Annotated in this window: 20 protein-coding genes; 6 read left to right on the top strand and 14 right to left on the bottom strand. The window is 73.6% G+C overall.

Annotation, left to right across the window (positions count from 1 at the left end; translation table 11 throughout):
- Nucleotides 1-28: 28 nt before the first annotated feature.
- From ACXNSR_RS06500 to ACXNSR_RS06510, 3 genes are all read right to left on the bottom strand, one after another.
- Nucleotides 29-1408, bottom strand: coding sequence for a cryptochrome/photolyase family protein (locus ACXNSR_RS06500; RefSeq protein ID WP_458641196.1), 1380 nt, complete (start codon nt 1406-1408; stop codon nt 29-31).
- A gap of 76 nt (nt 1409-1484) precedes the next feature.
- Nucleotides 1485-3065 (bottom strand): SDR family oxidoreductase, encoded by a 1581-nt coding sequence (locus ACXNSR_RS06505; protein WP_458641197.1) that lies wholly within the window; start codon nt 3063-3065, stop codon nt 1485-1487.
- A gap of 106 nt (nt 3066-3171) precedes the next feature.
- Complete coding sequence (locus ACXNSR_RS06510) at nt 3172-3810, bottom strand: fasciclin domain-containing protein (RefSeq protein ID WP_458641198.1); 639 nt, start codon at nt 3808-3810, stop codon at nt 3172-3174.
- Nucleotides 3811-4033: 223 nt separating this feature from the next.
- Here ACXNSR_RS06510 and ACXNSR_RS06515 point away from each other — a divergent pair, with 223 nt between their 5' ends.
- Both ACXNSR_RS06515 and ACXNSR_RS06520 read left to right on the top strand, forming a co-directional pair.
- Complete coding sequence (locus ACXNSR_RS06515; RefSeq protein WP_030011951.1) at nt 4034-4618, top strand: sigma-70 family RNA polymerase sigma factor; 585 nt, start codon at nt 4034-4036, stop codon at nt 4616-4618.
- Nucleotides 4615-5373 (top strand): anti-sigma factor, encoded by a 759-nt coding sequence (locus ACXNSR_RS06520; protein WP_458641199.1) that lies wholly within the window; start codon nt 4615-4617, stop codon nt 5371-5373. The genes ACXNSR_RS06515 and ACXNSR_RS06520 overlap by 4 nt, the downstream gene beginning before the upstream one ends.
- A gap of 105 nt (nt 5374-5478) precedes the next feature.
- Here ACXNSR_RS06520 and ACXNSR_RS06525 read toward each other — a convergent pair whose 3' ends face one another.
- Together ACXNSR_RS06525 and ACXNSR_RS06530 are read right to left on the bottom strand one after the other, a co-directional pair.
- A complete protein-coding gene (locus tag ACXNSR_RS06525) occupies nt 5479-6396 on the bottom strand; it encodes an aminoglycoside phosphotransferase family protein (RefSeq protein ID WP_458641200.1) in 918 nt (305 codons plus the stop codon).
- 60 nt (nt 6397-6456) lie between these two features.
- On the bottom strand, nt 6457-12366 hold the full coding sequence (locus ACXNSR_RS06530; protein ID WP_458643583.1) for a WD40 domain-containing protein: 5910 nt from the start codon (nt 12364-12366) through the stop codon (nt 6457-6459).
- 159 nt (nt 12367-12525) lie between these two features.
- On the opposite strand from ACXNSR_RS06530, the gene ACXNSR_RS06535 reads away from it, so the two are divergent.
- Complete coding sequence (locus ACXNSR_RS06535; RefSeq protein ID WP_458641201.1) at nt 12526-13716, top strand: SLC13 family permease; 1191 nt, start codon at nt 12526-12528, stop codon at nt 13714-13716.
- 69 nt (nt 13717-13785) lie between these two features.
- On the top strand, nt 13786-14943 hold the full coding sequence (locus tag ACXNSR_RS06540; RefSeq protein WP_458641202.1) for a pentapeptide repeat-containing protein: 1158 nt from the start codon (nt 13786-13788) through the stop codon (nt 14941-14943).
- Between the two features lie 62 nt (nt 14944-15005).
- On the opposite strand, the gene ACXNSR_RS06545 is transcribed toward ACXNSR_RS06540, so the two are convergent.
- From ACXNSR_RS06545 to ACXNSR_RS06585, 9 genes are all read right to left on the bottom strand, one after another.
- Nucleotides 15006-15836, bottom strand: coding sequence for an inositol monophosphatase family protein (locus ACXNSR_RS06545; protein WP_458641203.1), 831 nt, complete (start codon nt 15834-15836; stop codon nt 15006-15008).
- Nucleotides 15817-16305 (bottom strand): hypothetical protein, encoded by a 489-nt coding sequence (locus ACXNSR_RS06550; RefSeq protein ID WP_458641204.1) that lies wholly within the window; start codon nt 16303-16305, stop codon nt 15817-15819. The genes ACXNSR_RS06545 and ACXNSR_RS06550 overlap by 20 nt, the downstream gene beginning before the upstream one ends.
- Before the next feature lie 154 nt (nt 16306-16459).
- Complete coding sequence (locus ACXNSR_RS06555) at nt 16460-17404, bottom strand: hypothetical protein (RefSeq protein WP_327386686.1); 945 nt, start codon at nt 17402-17404, stop codon at nt 16460-16462.
- A 69-nt stretch (nt 17405-17473) separates the two neighbouring features.
- Nucleotides 17474-18256, bottom strand: coding sequence for a tyrosine-protein phosphatase (locus ACXNSR_RS06560; RefSeq protein ID WP_458643584.1), 783 nt, complete (start codon nt 18254-18256; stop codon nt 17474-17476).
- Nucleotides 18257-18375: 119 nt separating this feature from the next.
- Nucleotides 18376-18780 carry a peptidoglycan-binding domain-containing protein gene (locus ACXNSR_RS06565; RefSeq protein WP_458641205.1) on the bottom strand — a complete coding sequence of 135 codons (405 nt, stop codon included), beginning with the start codon at nt 18778-18780 and terminating at the stop codon, nt 18376-18378.
- A gap of 15 nt (nt 18781-18795) precedes the next feature.
- A complete protein-coding gene (locus ACXNSR_RS06570; RefSeq protein WP_458641206.1) occupies nt 18796-19203 on the bottom strand; it encodes a peptidoglycan-binding domain-containing protein in 408 nt (135 codons plus the stop codon).
- A gap of 73 nt (nt 19204-19276) precedes the next feature.
- Complete coding sequence (locus ACXNSR_RS06575) at nt 19277-19672, bottom strand: peptidoglycan-binding protein (protein WP_458641207.1); 396 nt, start codon at nt 19670-19672, stop codon at nt 19277-19279.
- A 184-nt stretch (nt 19673-19856) separates the two neighbouring features.
- Entirely contained in the window at nt 19857-21242 is a 1386-nt protein-coding gene (locus ACXNSR_RS06580; protein WP_458641208.1) for a sensor histidine kinase, read from the bottom strand.
- Entirely contained in the window at nt 21239-22003 is a 765-nt protein-coding gene (locus ACXNSR_RS06585; RefSeq protein WP_458641209.1) for a response regulator transcription factor, read from the bottom strand. Before ACXNSR_RS06585 ends, ACXNSR_RS06580 begins: the two co-directional genes overlap by 4 nt.
- 73 nt (nt 22004-22076) lie before the next feature.
- Between ACXNSR_RS06585 and ACXNSR_RS06590 the strand changes: the two genes are divergently transcribed.
- A complete protein-coding gene (locus ACXNSR_RS06590) occupies nt 22077-23267 on the top strand; it encodes a UDP-N-acetylglucosamine--N-acetylmuramyl-(pentapeptide) pyrophosphoryl-undecaprenol N-acetylglucosamine transferase (RefSeq protein WP_458641210.1) in 1191 nt (396 codons plus the stop codon).
- The gene (locus ACXNSR_RS06595) at nt 23264-24259 is read left to right on the top strand and encodes an SDR family NAD(P)-dependent oxidoreductase (RefSeq protein WP_458641211.1); all 996 of its coding nucleotides are present in this window, start codon (nt 23264-23266) and stop codon (nt 24257-24259) included. The genes ACXNSR_RS06590 and ACXNSR_RS06595 overlap by 4 nt, the downstream gene beginning before the upstream one ends.
- The last annotated feature ends 90 nt before the right edge of the window (nt 24260-24349 follow it).

Below are 24349 nucleotides of genomic sequence, written 5' to 3' on the forward strand. Positions count from 1 at the left end.
CGGCGCCGGCGTCCGACAGCCGGTGCCGTCACGGACCGTCCTTGCCGCGGGCCCGCCGGAAGCGGGCCAGCCCCTCCGGGAGCCCGACCAGGGGGGCCGGGTAGTCGTACCGGGCCCGTTCCGGGCCCGCCAGCCGCCAGGGCTCGTGGACCGAGGAGCCCGGCAGCCCGGCGAGTTCCGGGACCCAGCGCCGTACGTAGGCGCCGTCGGGGTCGTACCGCTTGCCCTGGATCACCGGGTTGAGCACCCGGTTTGGGCGGGTGTCGGTCCCAGTACCGGCCACCCACTGCCAGTTGAGCTGGTTGTTGGCCACGTCGCCGTCGACGAGCAGGTCGAGGAAATGGCGGGCTCCGGCGCGCCAGTCGATGTAGAGCGTCTTGGTCAGGAAGGACGCGGCGAGCAGCCGGCCCCGGCCCGGCATCCAGCCCTCGTGGGCGAGTTGCCGCATCGCCGCGTCGACCACGGGGTAGCCCGTGCGGCCCTCCTTCCAGGCCAGCAGGTCGGCCTCGGCCGCCTTGCCCCGCCGCCAGCGGTCGGCCCGGGTGCGGTAGTCCCGGGCCGCGGCCCCGGGCCGGGCGGCCAGGAGCTGGTACTGGAAGTCGCGCCAGCAGAGCTGCCGGACGAAGGCCTCGGCGCCCGCCCCGCCCCGGGACCGTGCCCGGTGCACGGCCTCGGCCGCCGAGACCGCCCCGAAGTGGATGTACGGGGAGAGGCGGGAGGTGGCGTCGCCGGGAAGGTCGTCGTGGCCTTCCTCGTACCCGTCGGCGTACTCCTCCAGCCAGTCCGCGAGCCGTTGTCTGCCCTCCCGCTCGCCGCCGGTGGCCAGGCCCTCGGAGACCGACCCGACCGCGGCCCGGGAGGGGAGCGCCTCGGAGCGGATCGCGCCGGGCACCCGGACCTCCTGCGGCGGCGCGAGCGGCTCGCGCAGCCGTTCGCCCGACCAGCGCCTGAAGTACGGGGTGAAGACGGCGAAGTGATCGGATCCGCTCGGTGTCACGGCTCCGGCGGGCAGGGCGGTGACCACGGCGTCATGGACGTACAGGCGCCGCCCGTCGGCCTCCAGGGCGCTGCGCAACCGCTGCTCCCGGTGCAGGGCGAAGGCGCTGCACCCGGCCGCCATGTGCACCTCGTCGGCGTCCGTCTGCCGTACGACGGCGCACACCTCGGCGACGGGGTCCCCCGAGCGCACCACGAGCCGGCCGCCGCGCTCGCGCAGCCCGGAGTCCAGTCCGGCCAGGCAGTCCGCGAGGAAGGCGAGGCGGTTGGGCGCCGCGAAGCCGGCGCGGTCCACCGCCGGGTCCCGGACGAAGAGCGGCACGGTCTCGTTCCCCGGGCCCAGCGCGGCGCGCAGCGGCGGATGGTCGTGGACGCGGAGGTCCGAGGTGAACAGGACGACCGAGACGTTCATGGTGCTGCTCCTGGCATCGGGCCACCGGGCGGACGCGGGAGCTGCCGCGCGGTGGTCACTGGGCTGGCCTCGCCCGTCATTCGGCGCGGGCGGCCGCGGCGGATGCAGCGGATGCGGGCGGTGCGGCGGATCCGGGGGACGCGGCCGGGCCCCTGCCGTCGGCCGCCTCCGCCGTGCGCGCGATGTTGCGGGCCATGCCCCCGAAGACCACGGCGTGGAACGGCGATACGCTCCACCAGTACAGATGACCGGCCAGGCCGCGCGGGTGGAAGAGCGCGCGCTGCCGGTACCGGGTGCGGCCCTGCGCGTCCTGTTCGGCGTACATCTCCAGCCAGGCGAGGCCGGGCAGCCGCATCTCGGCGCGGAGCCTGAGCAGCCGGCCGCGTTCGATCTCCTCGACCCGCCAGAAGTCCAGGGAGTCGCCGACCCGCAGGTGTGCGGCGTCGCGGCGGCCCCGGCGCAGTCCGACGCCCCCGACGAGCCGGTCGAACCGGCCGCGGACGGCCCAGGCGAGCGGGAAGGAGTACCAGCCGTTCTCCCCGCCGATGCCCTCCACGACCCGCCACAGGGCCTGCGGGGAGGCCTCGACGGTGCGCTCACGGACGTCGGAGTAGAGGCTGCCGCCGGCCCAGTCCGGGTCGGTGGGCAGCGGGTCGCTCGGCGCGCCCGGCACGGAGGCGGAGGACCAGCGGGTGAGGACCTGGGCGTCGCGGACCTTCTTGAGGGCGTAGGTGAGGGCCGTGTCGAAGTCGAGGGGCGTGCCGGGCGGGTCGGGCACCCAGGTGGCGATGTCGTGCTCGTCGCAGACGACCTCGTACTTGAGGGATTCCGCGAGGGGGCGGGCGATGGCCCGGGGCACCGGGGTGACCAGGCCGACCCAGTGGCTGGAGAGCCTCGGGGTGAGGACCGGTACGGGCAGGATGACCCGCTGGGGCAGCCCGTCGACGCGGGCGTAGCGGCGCATCATGTCGAGGTAGGTGAGGACGTCGGGGCCGCCGATGTCGAAGGCGCGGCTGACCTCGGCGGGCATCCGGGCGCTGCCGACCAGGTAGCGCAGCACGTCGCGGACGGCGATGGGCTGGATGCGGGTGCGCACCCAGCTGGGGGTGACCATCACGGGCAGCCGCTCGGTCAGGTAGCGGAGCATCTCGAAGGAGGCCGAGCCGGAGCCGATGATGACGGCGGCGCGGAGCACCGTGGTGGGGACCCCGGAGTCCAGCAGGATGCGCCCGACCTCGGCGCGGGAGCGCAGATGGGGCGAGAGGTCCCGCGCGGGGACCCCACTGGGGGTGAGTCCGCCGAGGTAGACGATGCGGCGGACGCCGGCGGCGCGGGCCTGCTCGGCGAAGGTGCGGGCGGCCAGGCGGTCGGTGTGCTCGAAGTCCCGCCCGGTGCCGAGGGCGTGCACGAGGTAGTAGGCGACGTCCACGTCCCGCAGGGCGGGGGCGAGCGACGCGGCGTCGGTGACGTCGCCGCGGACGATCTCCGCCTGCCCCGCCCAGGGGTGGTCGCGCAGTTTTTCCGGAGTGCGGGCGAGGCAGCGCACCCGGTGGCCCGCGGTGATGAGCTCGGGGACGAGCCGGCCGCCGATGTATCCGGTGGCTCCGGTGACCAGGCACAGTGTGCCGGGGGCCGAGGTTCCTTGTGCGTCCGTCATGGAGTTGCTCCGATCGGGTGTCGCGGCTGCTCCCCGGACTTCTTCCCGGGGTGCGGTCCGGCTGGATGCACGGACCGCTGCCCGCGAGCCGATCGTCGGAGCGCGCCTACTTGGGCATGAGGACCGTGTCGACGATGTAGACGGTGGCGTTGGCGGTGGGGACGTTGCCGCAGACCACCGTGGAGGAATCGTTCACCTGGTAGGCGGTGCCCGAGCCCTTGGTCGTGATCATGCCCTTCTGGAGGGTCTGGAAGGAGCCGCTCCCCAGTTGCTGCGGGGTGAGCTTCTCGCCGACCACGTGGTACGTGAGGATCTTGGTCAGGGTCTCCTTGTCGGCCAGGACCTTGTCCAGGTCCGCCTTCGGGATCTTCGCGAACGCGTCGTTGGTCGGCGCGAACACCGTGATGTTCTGGGCGTTGTTCAAGGTGTCCACCAGTCCGGCCTTCTTCACGGCCGTGACCAGCGTCGACAGCGCCGGATTGTTCGAGGCGGCGGTGGCGACCGGGTCCTGCGCCATCCCGTCGAAGGATCCCGCGCCGCTCTTGGGCACCGAGGCGCACGCCGGACCGAACGGACCGTCCGCGCCGGTGCCGGTTTCACCGATCGGCTGGGGTGAGGAGACCGCGTCGGGCGCGGCCGCACCCCGATTGCTCGTACTCTCCTCCGAACAGGCGGACAGTGCCAGCGGAAGCAGCACTGCGGCCGTCACGGCGAGGGTGGCACGGCGGAAGGTGTGAATGCTCATGGTCTCTCCTGCGTCTGCGGGACCCACCCATCGGTGAGTCACGCCGCCGATTCGGCACCGGCCCTCGTCCGGATGGCCCCATCACCCGAACGAGTGGCGCCCCGCACAGGCCGTCGAACGGCGTTTCGAGGTCTGTCGAAGACACGTGCCCGCCGCGACCTATCCGCCAGCCCCGCGGCTCCGAATGAGCTGTGCAACCGAGTACTCCTGGAGGACCTCCCCGGTGAGAGAGAACGTGCGCATAGGCCGGCATCCGTCGGCCGCTCCCGACCTGCCGGAACTGATGGGCCGCGTGGCCCGCGGTGATCAGCAGGCGTTCACGGCCGTCTTCGAGGCCGTTTCGGGCCCCGTACTGGGCCTCGTCCGGACCGTGCTGCGGGACCCGGCCCAGTCCGAGGAGGTCGCCCAGGAGGTACTGGTCGAGCTCTGGCGGACCGCCGCCCGCTACCAGCCCGCGCGGGGGTCGGTGATGAACTGGGTGCTGACCCTGGCCCACCGCCGGGCCGTCGACCGGGTGCGCTCCGCGCAGGCGTCGACCAACCGCGAGAAGCGGGCGGCCCTGCTGGACCACACCACGGCCTACGACGAGGTGGTGGAGCAGGTGGAGTCCCGCCTGGAGCGCGAGCAGGTACGGCGCTGCATGAACGGACTCAGCGAACTGCAGCGCCAGTCGGTCACGCTGGCGTACTACCGCGGCCTGACCCACCGGGAGGTCGCCGAGTTGTTGGCCCTCCCGTTGGGTACCGTGAAGACACGGCTGCGCGACGGGCTCATCCGGCTCCGAGACTGCCTGGGGGTGGGCGTGTGAACACCACTGATCCGCACACATTGACGGGCGCGTACGCGCTCGATGCCCTGGAGCCGGACGAACGGGCAGCCGTCGAACGGCACCTCGCCGGCTGCATGTCCTGCGCCCTGGAGGTCCGGGAGTTCTCCGAGACCGCCACGCGGCTCGGGCTCGCCGTCGCGGCGCAGCCGAGTCCCGCGCTCCGCGACGAGGTGATGCGCCGGATCGCGACGGTGCGCCAGGAAGGGCCCCCGACGGTCAGGGCCGGACGCGGCGGCCACGTACGGCGCCGCTCGCGGCCGGTGTCGAACTGGGCCCTGGCCGCATGCATCGCGGCGGCCGTGGCGCTCGGCGGCGTCGCGGTGGCGCAGTACCAGCAGGCCGAGGACGCCCGCCAGCAGGCGCAGCAGGCCCGACTCACGAACGATGCCGTCGGCTCGGTCCTCGCGGCCGCCGATGCCCGGGTGGCCACGGCTCCGCTGCGGGGCGGGGCGGTGGGCACGGTGGTCGTCTCGGCCTCCCGCAACCAGGCCGTCTTCGCGGCCTCCGGCCTGCCGGCGCCGTCCGGCGGGAAGGTGTACCAGCTCTGGTACGACGACGGCGGCGGGAAGATGCGTTCGGCGGGGCTGATGGACACCGGTACCCCGGCGACTGCCACCCTGCTCGACGGCCCGGTCAACGCGGCGTCGGGGATGGGCGTCACCGTGGAACCGGCCGGCGGCTCACCGCAGCCGACCTCGGCTCCGGTCGCCCTGCTGGCCTTCCCGGCGGCCTGAGCGGGGCTCGGGTCGGCCGGCCCGGGGAGGACCGGAACCGGTTGCGGTATTCCGTGGCGTGATGCAGTGCCTCGGCTGAGCCGTCGGCCGGTCCGGCCGGGCCGGTCAGCCCGCCGTCGCCACGAGGCGGCGCAGTGCGGCGTGGGCGGGCGGGCCCCAGGTGGGCTTGCCGCCCGGCCGGCCACGGACACCGGCCTCGCCGATGAGGATGCCGCCGAGGGCGCGCTGCGCCGCCCAGCCACGGGCGCGGCGCCGGGTGGCCTCGTCCGCGGTCGGCCGGTAGGCGGCGTGGAATCGGTCGGCGGCGCCGTCCGGCAGCAGGGTCCACGGGGCGGCGAGGTCGCAGGCCGGATCGCCCGCACAGAGATCGCCGAAGTCGACCACGCCGCAGAAGGTGCCGCCCGCGGTGAGGACGTTGGCCGGGTGCAGGTCACCGTGCAGCCACATCGCAGGCCCCTCCCAGACGGGCGCGGCGACGGCGTCCTCCCACACCGCGCGGACGGCGTCCGGATCGGGGATCAGCCCCATGCCGGTGGCGGTGGCGAGCCCGTCGGCGAACGCGTCGGTGTGGTCGGCCAGTGGTCCCCCGCGGCCGTGGTTGCCCACGGGCGCCCCTTCGGGAGCCGGTCGGTGAAGAGCCGTCAGGAAGGCGGCCAGGGCGTCGGCCGCGTCCGCGGCGTTCGTCACGGGGGCGCGGTCGGCGGGCTCACCGGGGACCCAGGTCGTGACGATCCAGGGACGCGGGAACCGCTCGGAGGGCTCGCCGATGCGCTGCGGCACGGGAACCGGCAGCGGGAGGCCCGGGGCGAGGGCGGGCAGCCAGGCGTGTTCCTTGCGCAGCAGCGCGTCCGCGGACGGCGTCGCCCAGGGCAGCCGGACGGCGAGGTCCTCCCCGAGCCGCCACAGCTGGTTGTCCCAGCCGCGGGCGCCGAACCGCACGGGGCGGTCCGCCAGATCGGGATGCTGGTCGCGCAACAGGTCCCGGACGAGCTCGGCGGTGACCTCTGTTTCGGTGTGCGTCATGCGGACCAACCGTAGCCGGGGCCGTCCCTGAGAGGCCGCCGGGGCGAAGCCGTCGGGGCGTCAGAGCTCCTCCCCGAGCGGCAGCCGGTGGATGCCCGGAAGGTACTCGTCGAGCTCCCCCGGGGTGAACCGGGACATGCCGACGACGTGCCAGAACTCACCGGCCACATCGCCCTCGTACTTGTACCCGCCGGCCGGGGTCAGCGCCGCCCAGCCGCCCGCCATGCCCATCAGCGTCGCGCGCAGGGACGGCGGTTGCCCGTCCGCCGGGACGTTCCACAGCCGTACGGTGCCGTCCTCGGCGCCGCTCGCCAGGGTCGCGCCGTCCGGGGAGAAGGCGAGCGAGAGCACCCGGCCGGTGTGGCCGACGAGGTCGGTGAGGTGCTCGCCCGTCCCGGCGTCCCACAGGCCGACGGCCCGGTCGTCGCCGCCGGTGGCCAGCAGCGGGCGGCCCGGGTGGGCGGCCACCGCCCACAGCCTGCCCCCGCGTCCGCGCAGCCGCAGTTCCGCCTGCCCGTCCCGCCGGACGATGGCCGTACCGTCCCAGCTCGCGCTGGCGAGCCAGGCGCCGCCCGGGCCGTACGCGACGCCGTACACCCGGTCGGCATGCCCGCCGAGCTGCCCCAGGAGCTCCCCGCTCCTGGCGTCCCAGACCCGTACGAAGCTGTCGTCGCAGCCGGTTGCCAGTACGTCGGCGTCCGGGCGGAAGGCGATCGAGCGGACCCGGCCCCGGTGCTCGGTCAGTGTCGACACGGGGGAACCGGTGGGGCGGAACCAGACGCGTACGGAGTCGTCGTCGTTGGCGGTGGCGAGCAGGGTCCCGTCGGCGTTGAAGGCTTCCGCCCAGACGTGCTCGGTCTCGGCGTCGAGCTCCCTCAGGTACTCGCCGCCCACCGGGTCCCAGAGGTACATGTCGCCGTCGTTGCTGGCCGTGGCGAGGACGGCCTCGAGGGGGCTGAAGGCTGCCGAGACCAGCCGGTCGCCGCGCCCGGTGAGCTCTTGCGTACGCCGGCCCGTGCGCGTCTCCCACAGCCGTACGACCCCGTCGTTCCCGGCCGTGGCCAGTTGTGTGCCGTCCGCGCTGAAGGCGACACCGCTGATCCGGCGGCCGTGGCCGCGCAGGATGCGCTTGCCCTGGCCGGTGGCCGCGTCCCAGATCTGAGCGCCGCCGTCGTTGCCGACGGTGAGCAGTTGGGTGTCGCCGGGCCGGAAGGCGCACGCCCAGGCCGTGCCGCGGTGCTCGGTCGGCTGCTGGGGATGGAGGGCGATCGTGTACCCGTGGGGGCGTTCGGTGACCGTCCACAGCCGGACCGCGCCGTTGCTGTCGCAGGCCGCGAGGAGTTTCCCGCCGTCCCCGAAGAGCACCTGGTAGACGGCTCCGGTGCCCCGTTCGAGGATTCCGGCGGGCGTGCCGACCACCGGGTCCCAGAGCCGCACCTGGCCGTCGGTGTCACCGCTGGCGAGGAGGTTGCCCCCGGGGTGGAAGTCGAGGACGTACACCCGGCCGGTGTGTCCGGTGAACTCGTGCAGCAGCCGCGCGTCGGCCGTCCGCCAGATCCGCACCGTGCCGCCCTGCCCCGGCGCGCCCCGGTCGGCGGTGGCGAAGAGGGTCCCGTCGGGGCTGAACCGGGCCCGGTAGACGGCCCCCTGGTGACCGTCGATCTCCCGGACGCAGTGCCCGGTGTTCAGGTCCCAGAGCCGTACCTTCGCACCCGCGTCCCCGGTGAGCAGCAGGCCGTCCGGACCGTGGACCGCGGTGTAGACGGGCGCGATGTGACCCGGCATCCGGTGCACGGGTTCGCCGGTGGCCGTGTCCCAGACCGTGACCAGGCCCTCGCGGTCGCCGGTGGCGAGCAGGGTGCCGTCCGCGTCGAAGGAGAGCGGCCACACGCCGTCGGGGTGGACCCGCAGGTGGTGGCGGCACGCGCCGGTCACCGGGTCCCAGAGCCGCACCGCGCCGTCGGAGCCACCGGTGGCGATGACGTCGGGCCGGAACTTCACGGCGTACACGCGCCCTTCGTGGCCCTGGAGGGTGCGCACGGCCCGGCCGTCGTCGGCGCCGCAGACCAGGATGGAGCCGTCCTCGCTGCCGACCGCGAGGAGTTCGCCGTCGCTGCTGTACGCGATGGGTTCGGGGAGGCGGCTGGTGCGCATGCCGAAGCCGTACGGGACCCCGACGGCGGAGGGCCGGAACCCGGCGTCCACGGGCATCCCGGGGGCGATCGCGGCGGTCCCGAGCTCGGGGGCCGACCGCACCGCGTCGTCCATCGTCGTGTCGATGAGCGCGGCCCGGTGCCAGCGGCTGCCGGTCAGCAGGGCGCCCCGCAGATCGGTCCGGGTCAGCCGGGCCCGGCTGAGGTTCGCGCCGGTCAGGTCGGCCCGGCTCAGGTCGGCCCGGTCGAGGCGGGCGCCGGTCAGCCGGGTGCCGCGCAGCAGCGCGCCGGAGAGGTTGGCGCCGATCAGCCGGGCGTCCGTCAGGTCGGCGTCGCTGAGGTCGACCCCGGAGAAGTCGCGGTGCGAGAGGTCCTCGCCGGCCAGCCGGGCGCCGCGCAGGTCGGCGTTGGCCGGTACCCGGAGCCGGTCCGAGATGCGGACGGCGTTGGCGCGGGCGGCCTCGCCGGCCGCGCGCCCCGGGGAGTCGAGGACGTCGCGCACCCAGCGGGCGCACTGCTCGTGGTCGGCGAGGTCGCAGAAGAACTCGACGGCGAGCTGGCTGAGCGGGCGCGCGAGGAGCACGGTGTGCTGTCCGCGGGCGAGCTGGCGGGCGGCCTCCCGCGCCACCAGCCATTCGACGACGGAGCCGTGGATGAACTGGAAGACCCCGTCGTCGCTGCGGACCAGCAGGCTGCCCGCGCCGACCGCCTGGGCGCGTTCGGAGGGGGTGAGCGGGGACTCGGTGAGTTCGCTGAGGGTGTCGGCCACGGTCTCGGTGAGCTCGTCGAGCCGCAGGGCGCTGCGTCCGCTCTCCCACAGCCGCCAGGCCAGCGCGGTGACGGCGGCCCACAGCTGGTCGACGGTGAGTCCGGGCGGCGCGCCCGGCCCGCCCTGGCCGCGCCGTTCCTCGTGGTCGAGCCAGGAGGTGAACACGTCCTCGTACAGCCGGGCGGGACTGAGTGCCCGGCCCGCTCCGGCGACCGCGCGCAGCTGGTCCTGGCTCAGATCGGCGACGAAGGAGAGCAGCCGGGGGTTGCGGCAGAGCATCAGGAGGTCGGGGATGTTGCGCAGGAGCTGGAAGCGGCGGTCGGCGGCGCGCTCGTCGCCGTAGCTGCGTACGAGGTAGGAGCGGATCTGGGCCGGCGTGAAGCCCTCGACGGCCAGGATCCTGCGCTGCGGGAGCAGGCCGACGCGCTCGCCGAGCGCGGTGAGGACCTGGGCGTGCGACTTGAAGTGCTGGGTGCGGCTGCTGACGACGATCTTGGCATGGTCGACGGCGGCGTCGAGGAGGACCTGGAGGTGGTCGGCGGCCCGGTCGTAGCTGACCCGGTTGACCAGTTCGTCGAAGCCGTCGAAGAGCAGGACGACGCGGCCCTGGGCGAGCATGTAGCGCAGGGCCCGCAGGTCGATCGTGTCGACGTCGTGGCCGGCCAGGTGCGCGGCGACCAGGCCTTCGAGGCTGTGCGCCCGGTCGAGGGAGTTGAGCGGGATCAGCAGCGGGGTCAGGTGCGGGAGCTGTTCGGAGATGCGCCGGGCGAGCTCGCGCAGCGCGAAGGTCTTGCCGTGCCCGAAGTCGCCGAGGAGCAGGACGAAGCGGCCGTGGTCGGACTCCAGGAGCTCCAGCAGCTCCTCGACGAGTCCGTCGCGTTCCTGGCCGGTGCTGTCCTGGCCGTCGGGGCGGTCGGCGTCGCGGTAGCGCTGGGGGAGGTAGAGGCCCGGGGCGTACTGCTCGCTGCTGCTGAGCCGGGCCGTCTGCGCGGCGACGTAGCCCCGCAGGTCGAGCAGGCCCTGGAACTCGATGAAGCTGCGGACCCGGACCCGGACGCCGTGGGCGGCGGCCCGGCGGCGCAGTCCGCCGGCCGGGGCGTCGCCGGCGTACACCAGGACGGCCTCGGAGCCGGTGTCGGTCGCGTGGACCTGGGCGATGAAGCGGTCGAGTTCGTCCTCGGTGGGGCTGCCGGGGTGGACGGCTATGCGCTGCTGCTGGACGACGCCGTCCTCCTGCTCCTGCCAGGTGGCCATGATCTGCACCATGTCGCCCGGTTCACGGCGCGGGACGTCGCGCAGCCGTACGCCCTCCCGGCGCACGCGGCAGATCTCCTTCACCCGCTCGGCGAGCGAGGCCGCCGGGTCGTCCAGGGGAGCCCGGCCGGCGGCCCGCTCGACGTTGATGACGGCGGGCAGCTCCGGTACGGGGAAGACCCGGCGGGTCTGGCGCCATGCGGAGGGGAAGGTCTCGGACGCGGAGGTGATCCGGTCGTCCCAGCGGGTCACGCCCTCCGCGCCGACCTGGAGCAGCTGGAACCGGGCGGGGGCCGCGGAGCCGAACAGGGGCAGCTCGCCGGCGCCCCCGGGAGCCGCGTTGCCTGCCCGGGCCCCGCAGGCCCCGGCGAGCAGGGTGCGGCTGGGGGCCGAGGTGGTGGTGCGCGGGCCGCCGGTCGGCCCGTGCAGCAGCAGGTGCAGCCGCGGCGCGGCCAGCCGGGCGAAGGTGTCGGCGTCCCGCAGCCCGCCGGGGCCGCCGACCGCGTCGCCGGACCGGCGGCCGTCGGTGAGCGGGTGGCGGAGCGCGCCGATGCGCAGCCAGCCCTCCTCCTCGTACCGGCGCATGGCCTCGGCGAACCAGGCGGCCTGGTCGCGGCCGATGAAGCCGTACTGCTCCTCGGGGCGGTGGCTGTAGGCCATGGAGGAGTTGAATCCGGCGACGACCGTGCTCAGTTCGGGTACCGGGAAGAGGGTCCAGGGCTGGTCGCTGTCGAAGACGGTGTCCAGGCCCTGGTAGAGGCCGCGGAACAGCCGGGTGTAGTGGCGCCATTTGGGCCAGTACGGCGGCTGCGGTGCCACCTCGTCGGCCTCGCAGGTGTGGAAGTAGGCCTGGGAGGCGGCCTGGTTCACGTCCTGCGCTCCCGGTACCACCATCACCCGCTGGGGGGACAGGTCGAGCTGGGAGCGCAGGGCGGTGAGGAAGCTGAGGGCCTGGTCGCACTCGCGCGGGCTGCCGGAAGCGGTGAGGTCACCGGTGACCACCATCAGGTCGGGGGCGGGTGCTCCCGCGTCCCTGAGCATGATGAGGTCGCCGCGGATCTGCCGGCTGAGCGAGTCGGGTTCGCGGCCGCGCCCGAAGTCGGGCCCGGCCAGGTGCAGGACGGTCACGGTGTCCCCGGCGCTCCGGCCGGCCGCGGCGGTCTGCGGGTAGAGCGGCGCCCTGGCCGGCCGTCGGCGTCCCGACCAGCCGGGGCCGGCGAGCGCGCTCGGCTGCGGGTGTCCGGGGTTGGGCTGCTCGGGGTGGCGAACGGGGCCCTGCCCGCTCCTGTTACGGTTCCCGCCCCCGCCGCCGCTCCCGTTCCCCGGAAAGCCGGGACGGCGGCCCGGTCGGGCGTGACCGTCGACCGCTTGCCCGACGCGGTTGAGCAGCAGGGAACGGGCCGCGTCGATGTCCGATACGCCGACGAGGTCGACGTAGGTGATCGTGGCGAGGAGTCCCTCGATCGGGATCTCGTCCACCCGGACGGTCAGCAGCCTCCGTTCGGGCGACTCGGGCGAGGCCCGGAGCGCGGCCTGCCATTCCATGCGACCGTAGGTGGAACGCTCGTAGTGGCGGGACAGGACGGCGATGACCGCCACCGACTCGCTGACCCCCCGGTCCATGAAGTCTATGAAGTTGGTCCCCGGTACGAAGTCCCAGGCCTGCACCACCGTGCGGTAACCGGCCTCCTCCAGGGTCCAGGCGATCCATGCGGCCCATTGTTCGTCTGCCGGGGAGTAGCTGATGAAGAAGTCGAACTCTCTTGCGGGAGCGCCGAATTGCCCGTCCGTCATCATGAGTCCATCGTAGGGCCGTGCCTGCGGCAGCGGGATTGTACCGTCAAGGACGTTGCGATCTCCCGCGGGGTGCCGGGCACCCCGCCCGGTCGGGCCTGTCCGATTCCTTCCGCCCCGTCTGATGCCGGGGCGTGTGTATGTGCGAACCTGTTCGCCGTGTCTTTCCTCAGGCGTCTGCATCCACTGGACTGGCTGGCCGGCGGCCTGCTCGCACTCGGTGCGCTGTGCGTCGCCACGGGACTGCTGCCCACCGGACCCGCCTCGGACGTGCTGGAGCGCATCGGTCCGCTCGTGGTGTTCCTGGCCACCGTCATCGTGCTCGCCGAGCTGACCGGCAAGGCGGAGGTCTTCGACGTCGTCGCCACCTGGGTGGCCCGGGCGGGGCGCGGCAGGTACCCCCTCCTCTTCTGTCTGTGCGTGCTGTTCGCGTCGGTCACCACCATCACCCTCAACCTGGACACGACGGCGGTCCTGCTGACCCCGGTGATGCTGGCGCTGGCGACCCGGGTCGGGATCGCGCCCGTACCGCTGGCGATGACCACGGTGTGGCTGGCGAACACGGCCAGCCTGCTGCTCCCCGTGTCGAACCTGACGAACCTGCTGGCCGCGGACCGCATCGCGCTGACCCCGTCGGAGATGGCCGCCACCATGTGGGCGCCGCAGCTGGCCGCCATCGCCGTCACGATGGCCTGCCTGTGGGTCTTCTACTGGCGCCCGGGGCGCCGCGGCGAGACCCGCTACGCCCCACCGCCCCTGCCGCGTCCCGCGGACCCGGTCCTGTTCCGGGTGAGCGCGGTGGCGTGCGCCGGATTCCTGCTGGCGATCCTGCTCGCCGACGTGCCGCTGTGGTCGGCGTCGATGGCGGCCGCGCTGATCGTGGTCGTGGCCTTCTGGGTGCGCGGCCGGGAAGCGCTGCGCCTGTCCCTGATCCCCTGGCGGCTCCTGGTCCTCGTCCCGGGGATGTTCCTGGTCGTGGAGACGGTCAACGCCCACGGGCTGCACGAGATCCTCGCGGCGGCGATGGGCTCCGACAACGGCGTCGTCGGCATGCTGAGGTCGGCGGCGGTCGGCGCGGGCTTCTCGAACGTGCTGAACAACCTCCCGGCCTACCTGGCGGGCGAGGCGGCCATTCCGGTGGCCAATCACGAGCAGCTGCTCGCCCAGCTGATCGGCGTCAACGTGGGACCGGTCATCACGCCGTGGGCCTCGCTGGCCACCCTGCTGTGGTTCGAGCGGTGCCGCTGGCACGGCACCCGGATCGACCTGGGCCGCTTCTTCGGCACGGGCTTCGTACTGGCGGTGGCGGGCACCCTGGCGGCGACACTGGCGCTGGCGGCCACGACGTAGGGGCGCACCGGTCGGCGCTCCGACCGGATCGGCACACCGGCCGCGGCGCCACCCTGCGATCATGTGCGCATGGATACGGGGGGATCTGCTCATGGCCGCCGCTCGACCGTGGTCTCCCGGCTGCGTCGGGCCGGTTCCGCTCTTCTCGCGGTGGCGGCCGTGCTGGCCGTGCTGGCCGTAGTGGTGGTGGTGCTCCCGGGGCTGGTGGTCGAGCGCGACCTCGGCGGGGCCGGCATCTCGGCCGCCGAACGGCTCGGAGCGGTCAACAACGTACGCACCACACTCGTGCAGGCGGTCGGCGGCGCTGTCGTCCTCTTCGGCGCGTACGCCACCTGGCGGCAGTTGAGGGTCGGCCAGGAGAGCCTGAACGCCACCCGGGAGGGACACATCACCGACCGCTTCAGCCGGGCGGTCGACCAGCTCGGCGCCGACAAGACGGACGTGCGGATCGGCGGCCTCTACGCGCTGTGGCGGATCGCGGACCATTCGGCTCGCGACCGGGAGGCGGTCATCTCGATCAAGGCCGCGTTCCTGCGGACCCACCTGCCGTGGCCTCCGCGGGGACAGGACTCCCCGGCGGCGGAAGCCGCCATCAACTCCCTGCCTCCGCTGGAAACCCGTGCCCCGGATGCCCAGGTGGCGCTCACCGCCCTCGGAGTCCTGTGCCGGGAACGCCGGCCCGACTGGCTCAACGTCAGCTACACCGACCTGCGCCGGGCCGACTGCGACGGACTGTGGCTCCACCACGTCAACTTCGACGGCGCCTGCCTGGAAGCGGCGAGCATCTACCAGGTCAACCTGACCGGGGCATCGCTGATCGCGGCCAACATGCGGCACGTGGAGCTCGGAACCTCGATCCTCCACCGGAGCCGCTGCATCGAAGCCGACCTGCGCGGCGCCCGCATGGTCAGGGCCGACCTCGGCGACGCCGACTTCTCCGGAGCCGACCTGCGGGAGGCGAACCTGCGCAAGGCGCGGGGTCACGGCACCAAGTTCACCGGCGCGGACCTGAGACTGGCCGACCTCCGGGGAACCGACCTCACCGGTGCCGACCTGACACGGGCGAAGCTGGAGGGCGCACTGGCGAGCGACGTCACCGTCTGGCCGACGGACTTCGACGTCCGGACGGCCGGCGTCGTCATGGTCGAGGACCCAGGCGCCGAGCCGAACATCCTCCTGCAGGCCGCCGCACTCGCGAGGAACGTCCCGCCACTGCGCTCTGCTTGACGCTGCGCCGGAGGAGGTCCGTCGGGCGGCTGCCGAGTCTCCGGAGATCCGAAGGAGAGGATCTAGGCGCCCGGGGTGACGGCTCCCACCTCGCTCAGCAGGTATGCGAGGGTCTCGCCGCGGGCCGCCACGAAGCTGCGCCCGGTGTCGGCCCCGGCGAAGCCGGGTCTGAAGGCCGACCCGGACAGGGTGCGCAGCTCCACGCCCGCCTCGGCCGCGAGCAGCGCCCCGGTCGGCAGGTCGACGCCCTCGGCGCGGTAGCCGACGAAGGCGTCGATGGTGCCGCGCGCCAGCAGGCTCCAGCCGAGCAGCGGCGCCCACAGCTGCAGGACGCGCCGGCAGCGCAGCTCCAGTACCGTGCGCAGGCCCACCGCCGTCGCGTCGCCCCGTGCCACGGCGTACCCCTGGGTCCAGGCGACGACGGGGCCGGGGCGTGGCAGGGTGGGGTCGGGGCCGGGCAGGGCGCCCGACGGCCCGTGGGCTCCGTACCCCCTGACCGCGTGCCAGGTCTCCCCGGTGACCGGCTCGTGCACCACTCCCATCACGGGGGCGCCGCCCAGGCACAGCCCGATCCCCACCGCGTAGGTGGGCAGCCCGATCACGACGTTGTTGCTGCCGTCCAACGGGTCGACCAGCCAGGTCCGTTCGCCGGCCGCGTCGAGGAGTCCGGCCTCCTCGGACAGGATCCGGTCGTGGGGGAAGTGCCGCTGTATCCGGCTGAGTACGAGTTTCTCGGCGGCGAGATCGAGATCCACCTGCACGTCCCCGGACCCGCCCTTGGTCCGCACGCAGCGCGCCGTGCCGAAGCGCCTGCGCAGCAGGCCGCCCGCCTCCTCCGCCGCCGCGACGGCCACCTGCCTCTCGTGGTCGAAATCAGGCCCGCTGCTCGGCATCGATCCTCCTGAGGACGGTGTGGACGCTGCGCACGGTCTGCGCGGTGTCGCACAGCCTGCGGGTCGTGCGGCGCGGGCGGCCGTCGAGCGGGCCGAGGGAGAGGTCGAACTGCCCGGGGACCGACATGCCGTGCACCAGGGTGGCCGCGGGTTCCGCTCCCTCCAGGGCGGTGGCGTGGAACTCGCCGGCCGCCAGGGTGTACGTCTGCCCGCCCGCGCTGATGTGGGCGGGGCCGGGCTCGCTCCGTACCAGGAGGGAGGTCGGCCGGATCTCGTCCACGCCGTCGCTCCCGCTGAGCACCTCGAAGACCCGGTGGGTGGCGCCTTCCTCGTCGTCCCGTACCGGGCTCGTCCGTACGGGGACGTTGGCCACCCGCCCGTACAGCACGCGGCTGCGCAGTTCCCAGCTGTGGGCGTGCATCGGTGACGCGTCCGGATCGGCACGGTTGCCGATCTCGAAGAGATGCACGCAGATTCCGCGCGGACCCTCTCTCAGCAGGGGCAGACAGAGGAATCCGAGCGGATGACGGACTGCATGTAACTCCCTGGTCCCGGAGGCGATTTCCTCCAGGGTGACGAGAGTGCTTTCGAGCTCGCGGTCCATGGGCACGCGCCGGAGCGCATCACCTCCTGTAGGGGTCCTCCGCGTGCAGGGCCTTTTCGATGATCTTGCCGATGTCGCTGTCGGTGAAGACGCGCGGCAGGGGCAGCCGCAGGTCGTCGAAGAGCGTCCGCACCTCGTCGACGGTGGGCTCCTGGCCGAGGGGGGAGGCGACGCGCAGGTCGAGCACGGTCGCCTGCTCGCGGCTCTGGTGCAGCTCGGTCACGTAGTAGTCGTAGAGCGGTTGCCCGCGTTCCACCAGCAGGTTCACCCGGGACTGGTCGTCCTGGGTGATGACGAGGCAGGTCTCGGACAGGTCGAAGCGCAGGGTCGGCACGGCGGCCGACAGGTGCACGCTGATCTCCAGCGTGGTCAGCTGCCGTTGGTACCAGCAGGCGGCGAGGACGGTCGCGTACGATTCCCGGCGGACCCGGTCGGTGGTCCACACGTCGTCGCCGCGCCGCTGCCCGCCGAACATCTGCCGGAACCGGGCGTACGCGGCGCAGGCCCGCTCGTCGGCCGGATTGACGATGTCGATCTTCACGTTGAGCTGTGAGCGCTGTTCCTTCGCGGCGGCCACGCACAGGGGCAGGGTGACCGCCCGCAGGTAGGTGCCCGTACCGCCCTTGAAGTACCAGAGGTTGGTGTGCTGGCGGGCCTTGCGCAACGCCTCGCCGACCTCGTTGCCGGAGAGCGAGCGCACCATCGCGAGGTCTTCGAGGGCCTGGCGGGTCCCGCTCATGGCCTCCTGGATGCTCGCCGGCCGGCGCACCCGCTCCACGATCGACCCGGTCGCGAGGAGGCCGAGCACGACCAGGGTGGCGCCGGAGGAGACGTCGTCACTGATGACGTCTCCGAAGATGTCGAGGAGTCCGACGGCCATCGCGATGCCCAGGGCGACCACGACGTCGGCGTTCCGCAGCACCCAGGCAACGAAGCGTTCCAGCCGCCCCACGTGCGCTGCCATGGACGCACCCCCCTCCCCCACCCGTGTTCCGATGGTAGGAGACGCGCCGGTGGTGCCACCAGAGCGACTTCACGTCGCGCGGACGCCTCCACCGCCGTCGTGGCCGTGATCGCCGTGGCCGCCGTCGCCGGTCAGCAGGCGGGAGCGCAGCCGCTCCGCGGTGCCCTCCGGCAGGCCGACCCGGTCCGTGAGGTAGCCGTGCACGGAGCCGTACCGGGCCTCCAGGTCCGCGAGCGTCAACTCCATGATCACGGCGGGGGCGCGGCCGTAGCTCGGCCACTTCATGACGCGGTCCGGGTTGGCGGCCCGCCAGTCGGCGGCGAGCCGCTCGGTGGCCAGCTCGGTGAGCGCGAAGTCGGCCAGGACGTCGGCCCGCTCCACCCCGAGCAGGGTCAGCAGGAAGACGCCGATGAGCCCGGTCCGGTCCTTGCCCGAGGTGCAGTGGAAGACGAGGGGGCCGGGCGCCTGGGCCAGCTCCTCCAGGACCTGCCGTATCTCCTCGGCCCCGTCCTCGGTGACCTCGGCGAACCGGTCGGCGAGGTACCGCCAGGGGTCGGTGTCCGGGTCGATCTCGGCCTGGTCGTACGGGCGGTGCTCGATGCTCAGGTTGACGTAGCGGAACCGGTCCGCCTCGGGCACGCGCCCCTTGGCCTCGATCTCCCACGGATACCGCAGGTCGATCACGGTCCCGATCCCGAGCTCCAGGAACCGCTCCCAGTCCGCGCCCGCCAGCTTGCCGAGCGAGTCGGCCCGGTACACCGTCCCCCACCGGACGGTCCGGCCGTCGGCGGACCGATAGCCGCCCAGGTCCCGGAAGTTGTGCAGCCGTTCGAACTCGATGTGCCGCTTCATCGGCTCGCCCCCGTCTTCGTGACTCCTCACCGGACACGAACACCCTGCCGCAGACCGCCCGCCCCGCGGGGCGTCCACGGGAGACTCGGGCGAAGATCACATCCGGGAAACCGGACGCTCTACCCTTCCGCCGCGGGGATGAGGTAGCCCCAGGTCTTGATGCCGACGATGCCGTCCGGTCCGCCGGTCTCCCGCGGGTACTTCGACTGGAAGCGCAGTACGGCCGCCTCGGTCCTGGGGCCGAAGGAACCGTCGATGAAGGTCGGGGCGTCGGCGGAGTCGACGAACGCCGTGCGGACCAGCGCCCACTGGAGTGCCCGCACGCAGTCGCCCGAGGACCCCCTGGCGAGGTTCACCGCCGGGACGGGCCAGCCGTTGGACGCCCAGCGGGTGCCGACCTGGTTCGTGCACGCCTCCAGGTAGCCGGAGCGGGCCGAGGCCTGCGGGGCGGCGAGTCCGGCGGCCATGAGCAGCGTCGCGCCCAGGACTCCGACGCGGGTCGCCGTACGCCTGATGGTGTTCATGCCAGGTGTTCCTCTCTATTCGAAGTAGACGGTGGCGATCAGGTGGTGCCAGGTGTAGCGCCCGACGACGCCGTCCGCGCCGCCCCTGGTCGAGTTGCTGCGCTGGAAGTTCACCACCGCGTTGTACGTCTTGGGGCCGAAGCTTCCGTCGACGAAGCCGGGCTGGTCCTCGCTCCGGACGGCGCCGGCCTCGAGCAGCTCCTCCTGGAGTTCCCGGACGCAGACCCCGGACGAGCCCTTGGCGAGCACCACCGTGGGGATCTCCCAGGCCATGTAGTGCTCGGAGCCGTAGGCGTTCTTGCACGCCTGCAGCTCGTTGCCCCAACTGGCCTGGGCGGTGGGGGCGGTGACCAGCAGGGAGCCGACGGCGGACGCGGCGAGCGCGAGCGCGGCCAGAGGGCGGATGCGGCGCGACGAGGACATGGAAAGGCGTCTCCTGGCGATGGGGAAGAGGAAGAGGGGGAGGAGGAAGAAGATCGCGAGAAGCGGGAGGGGCTCAGCCCGTCAGGAGCTTCTCCCAGGTCCGCGGGCCGACGATGCCATCGGCTTCGAGGTTGTGGGTGCTCTGGAACCTGCGGATGGCCGAGTTGGTACGGGCGCCGAAGACGCCGTCGACGAAGTTGCCGCCACTCCCCTCCCAGGAGGTCAGGCCGTACTGCGCGACGAGCTCCTGGAGTCCGGCGACGCAGAGGTCCGAGTCCCCCTGGGAGTAGTTGTACCGCGGGATGTTGTAGCGCCCGCTCGGGGAGAGCCGCGTACCGTGCGCGTCCTTACACATCTTGTACTGGGAGTCGTCCGCGTGGGCGGCCGGCGCGGAGACGAGCAGGGCGCCGGCGGAGACCGCGGCGAGGAAGAGCGAGGTGACGCCCTTCCCGGGGCGAGAAATACGCATGTCGACAGAGCCTTTCGCTGGGGACCTGGTGGCAACGGAAAGCTGTCACACGGAGCGCGGCGGCCCCCCGCGTCCCATCCGCCCGGGACACGAGGGACGAGCATCCGCGCAGCTCAGAGGCGGTTTTCTGGGGGCGTCCCAGGGACGTCCCGTGGCTCGGGGACTCCGTCGCGGACGGGCCGGGTCAGAACGCCAGCCGGAACAGCGCGCCCCCACCCGGAGCGGCCTCCGCCGTGAGCTCGGCGGAGTGCGCCCGCGCGATCTGCCGGGCCATCGCGAGGCCGAGCCCCGACCCCGGCAGGGCGCGGGCCGCCCCGGCCCGGTAGAACCGGTCGAAGACGTGCGGCAGGTCCTCCGGCGAGATCCCCGGACCGTGGTCGCGGACCGTCAGCTCCGGGCCCCGGCCCGGGACGCCCGCCACCAGCTCCACCTCGACGGGCAGCCCGTCCCGGCCGAACTTGGCCGCGTTGTCGAGCAGGTTCCCCAGCAGTCGGCTGAGCCGGGCCGGTACCCCCGGCACCACGACGGGTCCGGCCGGCACGCGTACGTGGAAGGGCACGGCCGGCCAGTGCGTCCGCGCCGCCTGCGCGCAGTGCTCCACCAGCGCGCCCAGCCGGACCTGTTCCACCAGCGGCTGCGGCTCTTCGTCGCGTGCCAGCTCGATCAGGTCGTTGACCAGCCCCGTCACCTCCCGCAGCTGCCGCCCCAGCGCGGCCGAGGCGCGCTCGCGCTGCTCGGGCGTGAGCCGATCGGCCCTGGCCAGCAGTTCGGCGTTGGTCCGCAGCGCCGTCAGCGGGGTGCGCAGTTCGTGGGAGGCGTCCGCGACCAGTTGGCGCTGCGCGGCGATCGACTGTTCGAGCTCCCCCAGCATGGTGTTGAAGCTCGTGGCCAGCCGGGTGATCTCGTCCTCCCGCCCCGGTGGCGGGAGTTCGATCCGGTGCCGTGCGTCGCGGGTGGCGGCGATCCGCTCGGCCGTCGCGGTGAGCCGGGCGACCGGGGCCAGGCCGGTCCGGGAGACCCAGGACCCCAGCAGGGCGGCCAGCAGCACGCCGATCACCGCCGTCAGCACCAGCCACTGGGCTGCCTCCTCGATGCCGTCCTCGACGGTGTCGGCCCGCAGGGCCACCTGGAGGGCGCGCCCCTTGGCGTAGTCGGTGGTGAGCATCCTGGCGGGATATCCGGCCACCGTGATGTTGGTGTAGTAGGGGGCCTTCCGGCCCGCGGCGACCTCCCGCGCCGCCGGTTCCACGGGCAGCAGCCCCGGGGCCGCGGGGTCCTTGGCCGGGTCGGCGGCCACCACTTCCGCGCAGGCGGGGGCCGCCAGGAACCGGCATTCCCCGGCCAGGGTGCCCGGCGCGGCCCCCGGGTTGCGCTGGGCGGCCAGCCGCGCGGACTGGGTGAGGCTGAGGTCGAGCTGCTCGTAGAGGGCGGACCGGACCACCAGGAACGCCGCCGCGCACACCCCGACGGCCACGAGGGCCACGGCGGCGGTGACCGACAGCGCCAGCCGGGTGCGCAGGGGGCCGCGCCTGCGCCAGACCCGGCCGAGGCGCCGGCGGCCGCCGCTCATGCCGCGTCCAGCCGGTAGCCGACCCCGTGGACGGTGTGCACCAGCCGGGGCTCGCCCGCGGCTTCCAGTTTCCGGCGCAGGTAGCCGATGTAGACGGCGAGGGAGTTGGAGTCCGGCCCGAAGTCCCGCCCCCAGACCAGTTCGAGGATCAGCTCGCGCGGGAGTACCTGGCCGGGGTGGCGCAGGAGCAGTTCGAGCAGGGCCGCCTCGGTACGGCTGAACTCCAGCGGACGGCTCCCCCGGCGCCCGGTCCGGGTCGCGGGGTCGAGGACGAGGTCGGCGAAGCCGAGCGGGGCGGCGGCGGTGCCGGCGGGTCCGGGCGCGGCCCGCCGCAGGAGGGCGCGGACCCGGGCGACCAGCTCGTCCAGGGCGAAGGGCTTGACGAGGTAGTCGTCGGCGCCCGCCTCCAGCCCGTCGACGCGCTCGCTGACGGAGTCCAGTGCGGTGAGCACGAGGACGGGGGTACGGTCGCCCAGCGCCCGCAGCTGCCGGCAGACGGCGAGGCCGTCGAGTACGGGCATCATCACGTCGAGGACGACCGCGTCGGGCTCCCAGGCCGCGACCTGCGAGAGGGCCGCGAGCCCGTCCGGGACGCCCCGTACCTCGTACCCCTCGACCGCGAGCCCGTCCTCGACGGCTGCCCGCACCTCGGGCTCGTCGTCGACGACGAGGATGCGCTGCCCACCCGTGCCACCCGTGCCACCCGTGCCGCCCGTGCCACCGGTGCTGTGTGTGCTGCCTGTGCTGTCCGTGGAGCTCATGGGGCAAAGCCTGCCAAAGGCTTCTGAGAGAACCTCTTAGAACGTTCTTAGGGCGCACCGGGAGTGTGCGCACATGACCACCACCACACCCCACACATCCACGGCACTCTCCGTCGTGATCGGTGCGGGCGGCACCGGCGGGCACATCTATCCCGGTCTCGCCCTCGCGGAGGCGCTGCGCGGCGCCGTGCCCGGCGCCGTGGTCTCGTTCATCGGGACCGAGCGGGGCCTGGAGACCGAGCTGATCCCCGGCGCCGGCCACCGCCTGCACACCGTCGACATGATCCCCTTCGATCCCGCGCTGGGGGCGAAGCGGTACCTGCTCCCCGCGGCGCTGCTCCGCTCGGCGCACCAGGCGCGTGCGGTGATCCGCGCGCAGGGTGCCCACGTCGTCGTGGGCATGGGCGGGTATCCGAGCGCCCCCGCCGTGCTCGGTGCCCGGCTGGCGGGACTGCCGGCCGTGATCCACGAGTCGAACGCGGTACCTGGCCGGGCCAACCAGTTCGCCGCCCGGCTCACCCCGCACGTCGCGGTGGCCTTCGACCGCAGCCGGGGTCACCTCTCGGGCGGTGACCGGGCGCTGACCACCGGGATGCCGATCTCTGCGGCCCTCTCCGGCCTCGCGCAGCTGCCCGGGCCGGACCGGGCGGCGCTGCGCGCCGAGGCCCGGCGCGCGCTCGGGGTGCCCGAGGGGCGCCGGCTGGTCGTCTTCAACGGCGGCAGCCTGGGCGCGGTCCGCCTCACGCGGGCGGCAGCGGCGCTGGCGGGCCTGTGGCAGTACCGGGACGACGTACAGCTGCTGGTCAAGACCGGTCCGGCGGCGCTGCCGGACGCGGTCGCCGAGCTGGCGGCGTCCGGCGGGCAGCGGATCGCTCGCGCCGTGCCGTACCTGGACCGGATGGACCTCGTCTACGCGGCCGCCGACCTGGTGGTGTGCCGGGCGGGCTCCGCGACCGTCGCCGAGCTCGCGGCGACCGGGGTCCCGGCGGTCCTCGTGCCCTACCCGCACGCGCCCGGCGACCACCAGACCCACAACGCGCGGGTGCTGTCGGACGCGGGCGCCGGACTGCTCCTGCCCGATGGCGAGACCACCGCCGAGCGTCTCGCCGGCCTCATCGGGCCGCTGCTGGCCGACCCGGCGCGGCTGTCGGCGATGGCCGGCGCCGCCGACCCCGGCCCGCACGCGCGGGCCGCCGAACTGCTGGCCGCCGAAGTGATCCGCGTCGCCGGCCTCGTACCCACCCCTCACCTGGAGCGCATATGAACAGCTGGACCGACCGCACCGTCCTCGTCACCGGCGCGGAGGGCTTCATCGGCTCGACGCTGGTGGACCTGCTGGTGTCACGGGGCGCGCGGGTGCGTGCCTTCGTCCACTACAAGCCGTACGCCGAGAAGGGCCACCTGGCGCGCTACCTCGCCGACCCGGACGGCCCGGTGGAGATGTGGGCGGGCGATGTCCGTGACGCGGGCCGGGTCAGCGACGCGGTGGCCGGCTGCGACACCGTCTTCCACCTGGCGGCGCTGATCGGGATTCCGTACAGCTACGCCTCGCCGGGCGCGTACGTGCAGACGAACGTCACGGGCACGCAGAACGTGGCGGAGGCCTGCCGGCGGCACGGCGTACGGCGCCTCGTGCACACGTCGACCAGTGAGGTCTACGGGACGGCGCTGACCGCCCCGATCTCCGAGAGCCACCCTCTGCAGCCGCAGTCCCCGTACTCCGCGTCGAAGATCGGCGCGGACATGATGGCGCTCTCCTTCCACCACGCCTTCGAACTCCCGGTGACGGTGGTGCGCCCGTTCAACACGTACGGGCCGCGCCAGTCGGCGCGCGCGGTCATCCCGACGATCCTTGCGCAACTGCACGCGGGGTCCCGGGAGATCCGCCTCGGCTCGCTCACGCCGACGCGGGACTTCACGTACGTGACGGACACGGCGGAGGGCTTCCTGGCGGTGGCCGAGTGCGATCGGGCGCTGGGTGAGGTGGTCAACCTCGGTACCGGTGAGGAGATCTCCGTCGGGGCGCTGGCACAGGCCCTGATCGCGGCGTCCGGGCGGGACGCGGAGGTGGTGGTGGACCCGGCGCGGCTGCGCCCGTCGGGCAGCGAGGTCCAGCGCCTGCTGTCGGACAACTCCCGGGCCCGCGACTGGGCCGGCTGGCGGCCCGGAGTCGGCCTGGAGGAGGGGCTGCGCCGCACCTCGGACTGGATCGCGGCGAACCCCTCCCTCTTCGCCCCGGACCGGTACGTGGTCTAGGCCGTCTCTTTCGGATCTTGCCGGGCCCGCGACGCCCGGCACCGCACCCGGCCGCGTTGTCGGGGCGCCAGAGTACGTCCAGTACACGGG

It is taken from the genome of Streptomyces sp. NC-S4 (assembly GCF_054353315.1).

What these genes read in the sequence shown, in the direction of transcription:
- ACXNSR_RS06540 (WP_458641202.1), top strand. Translation starts at nt 13,786, where the DNA reads ATGGATACGGGGGGATCTGCTCATGGCCGCCGCTCGACCGTGGTCTCC.
- ACXNSR_RS06570 (WP_458641206.1), bottom strand. Translation starts at nt 19,203, where the DNA reads ATGTCCTCGTCGCGCCGCATCCGCCCTCTGGCCGCGCTCGCGCTCGCC.
- ACXNSR_RS06595 (WP_458641211.1), top strand. Translation starts at nt 23,264, where the DNA reads ATGAACAGCTGGACCGACCGCACCGTCCTCGTCACCGGCGCGGAGGGC.
- ACXNSR_RS06560 (WP_458643584.1), bottom strand. Translation starts at nt 18,256, where the DNA reads ATGAAGCGGCACATCGAGTTCGAACGGCTGCACAACTTCCGGGACCTG.
- ACXNSR_RS06505 (WP_458641197.1), bottom strand. Translation starts at nt 3,065, where the DNA reads ATGACGGACGCACAAGGAACCTCGGCCCCCGGCACACTGTGCCTGGTC.
- ACXNSR_RS06565 (WP_458641205.1), bottom strand. Translation starts at nt 18,780, where the DNA reads ATGAACACCATCAGGCGTACGGCGACCCGCGTCGGAGTCCTGGGCGCG.
- ACXNSR_RS06545 (WP_458641203.1), bottom strand. Translation starts at nt 15,836, where the DNA reads ATGCCGAGCAGCGGGCCTGATTTCGACCACGAGAGGCAGGTGGCCGTC.
- ACXNSR_RS06580 (WP_458641208.1), bottom strand. Translation starts at nt 21,242, where the DNA reads ATGAGCGGCGGCCGCCGGCGCCTCGGCCGGGTCTGGCGCAGGCGCGGC.
- ACXNSR_RS06500 (WP_458641196.1), bottom strand. Translation starts at nt 1,408, where the DNA reads ATGAACGTCTCGGTCGTCCTGTTCACCTCGGACCTCCGCGTCCACGAC.
- ACXNSR_RS06575 (WP_458641207.1), bottom strand. Translation starts at nt 19,672, where the DNA reads ATGCGTATTTCTCGCCCCGGGAAGGGCGTCACCTCGCTCTTCCTCGCC.
- ACXNSR_RS06510 (WP_458641198.1), bottom strand. Translation starts at nt 3,810, where the DNA reads ATGAGCATTCACACCTTCCGCCGTGCCACCCTCGCCGTGACGGCCGCA.
- ACXNSR_RS06585 (WP_458641209.1), bottom strand. Translation starts at nt 22,003, where the DNA reads ATGAGCTCCACGGACAGCACAGGCAGCACACACAGCACCGGTGGCACG.
- ACXNSR_RS06525 (WP_458641200.1), bottom strand. Translation starts at nt 6,396, where the DNA reads ATGACGCACACCGAAACAGAGGTCACCGCCGAGCTCGTCCGGGACCTG.
- ACXNSR_RS06590 (WP_458641210.1), top strand. Translation starts at nt 22,077, where the DNA reads ATGACCACCACCACACCCCACACATCCACGGCACTCTCCGTCGTGATC.
- ACXNSR_RS06555 (WP_327386686.1), bottom strand. Translation starts at nt 17,404, where the DNA reads ATGGCAGCGCACGTGGGGCGGCTGGAACGCTTCGTTGCCTGGGTGCTG.
- ACXNSR_RS06530 (WP_458643583.1), bottom strand. Translation starts at nt 12,366, where the DNA reads ATGACGGACGGGCAATTCGGCGCTCCCGCAAGAGAGTTCGACTTCTTC.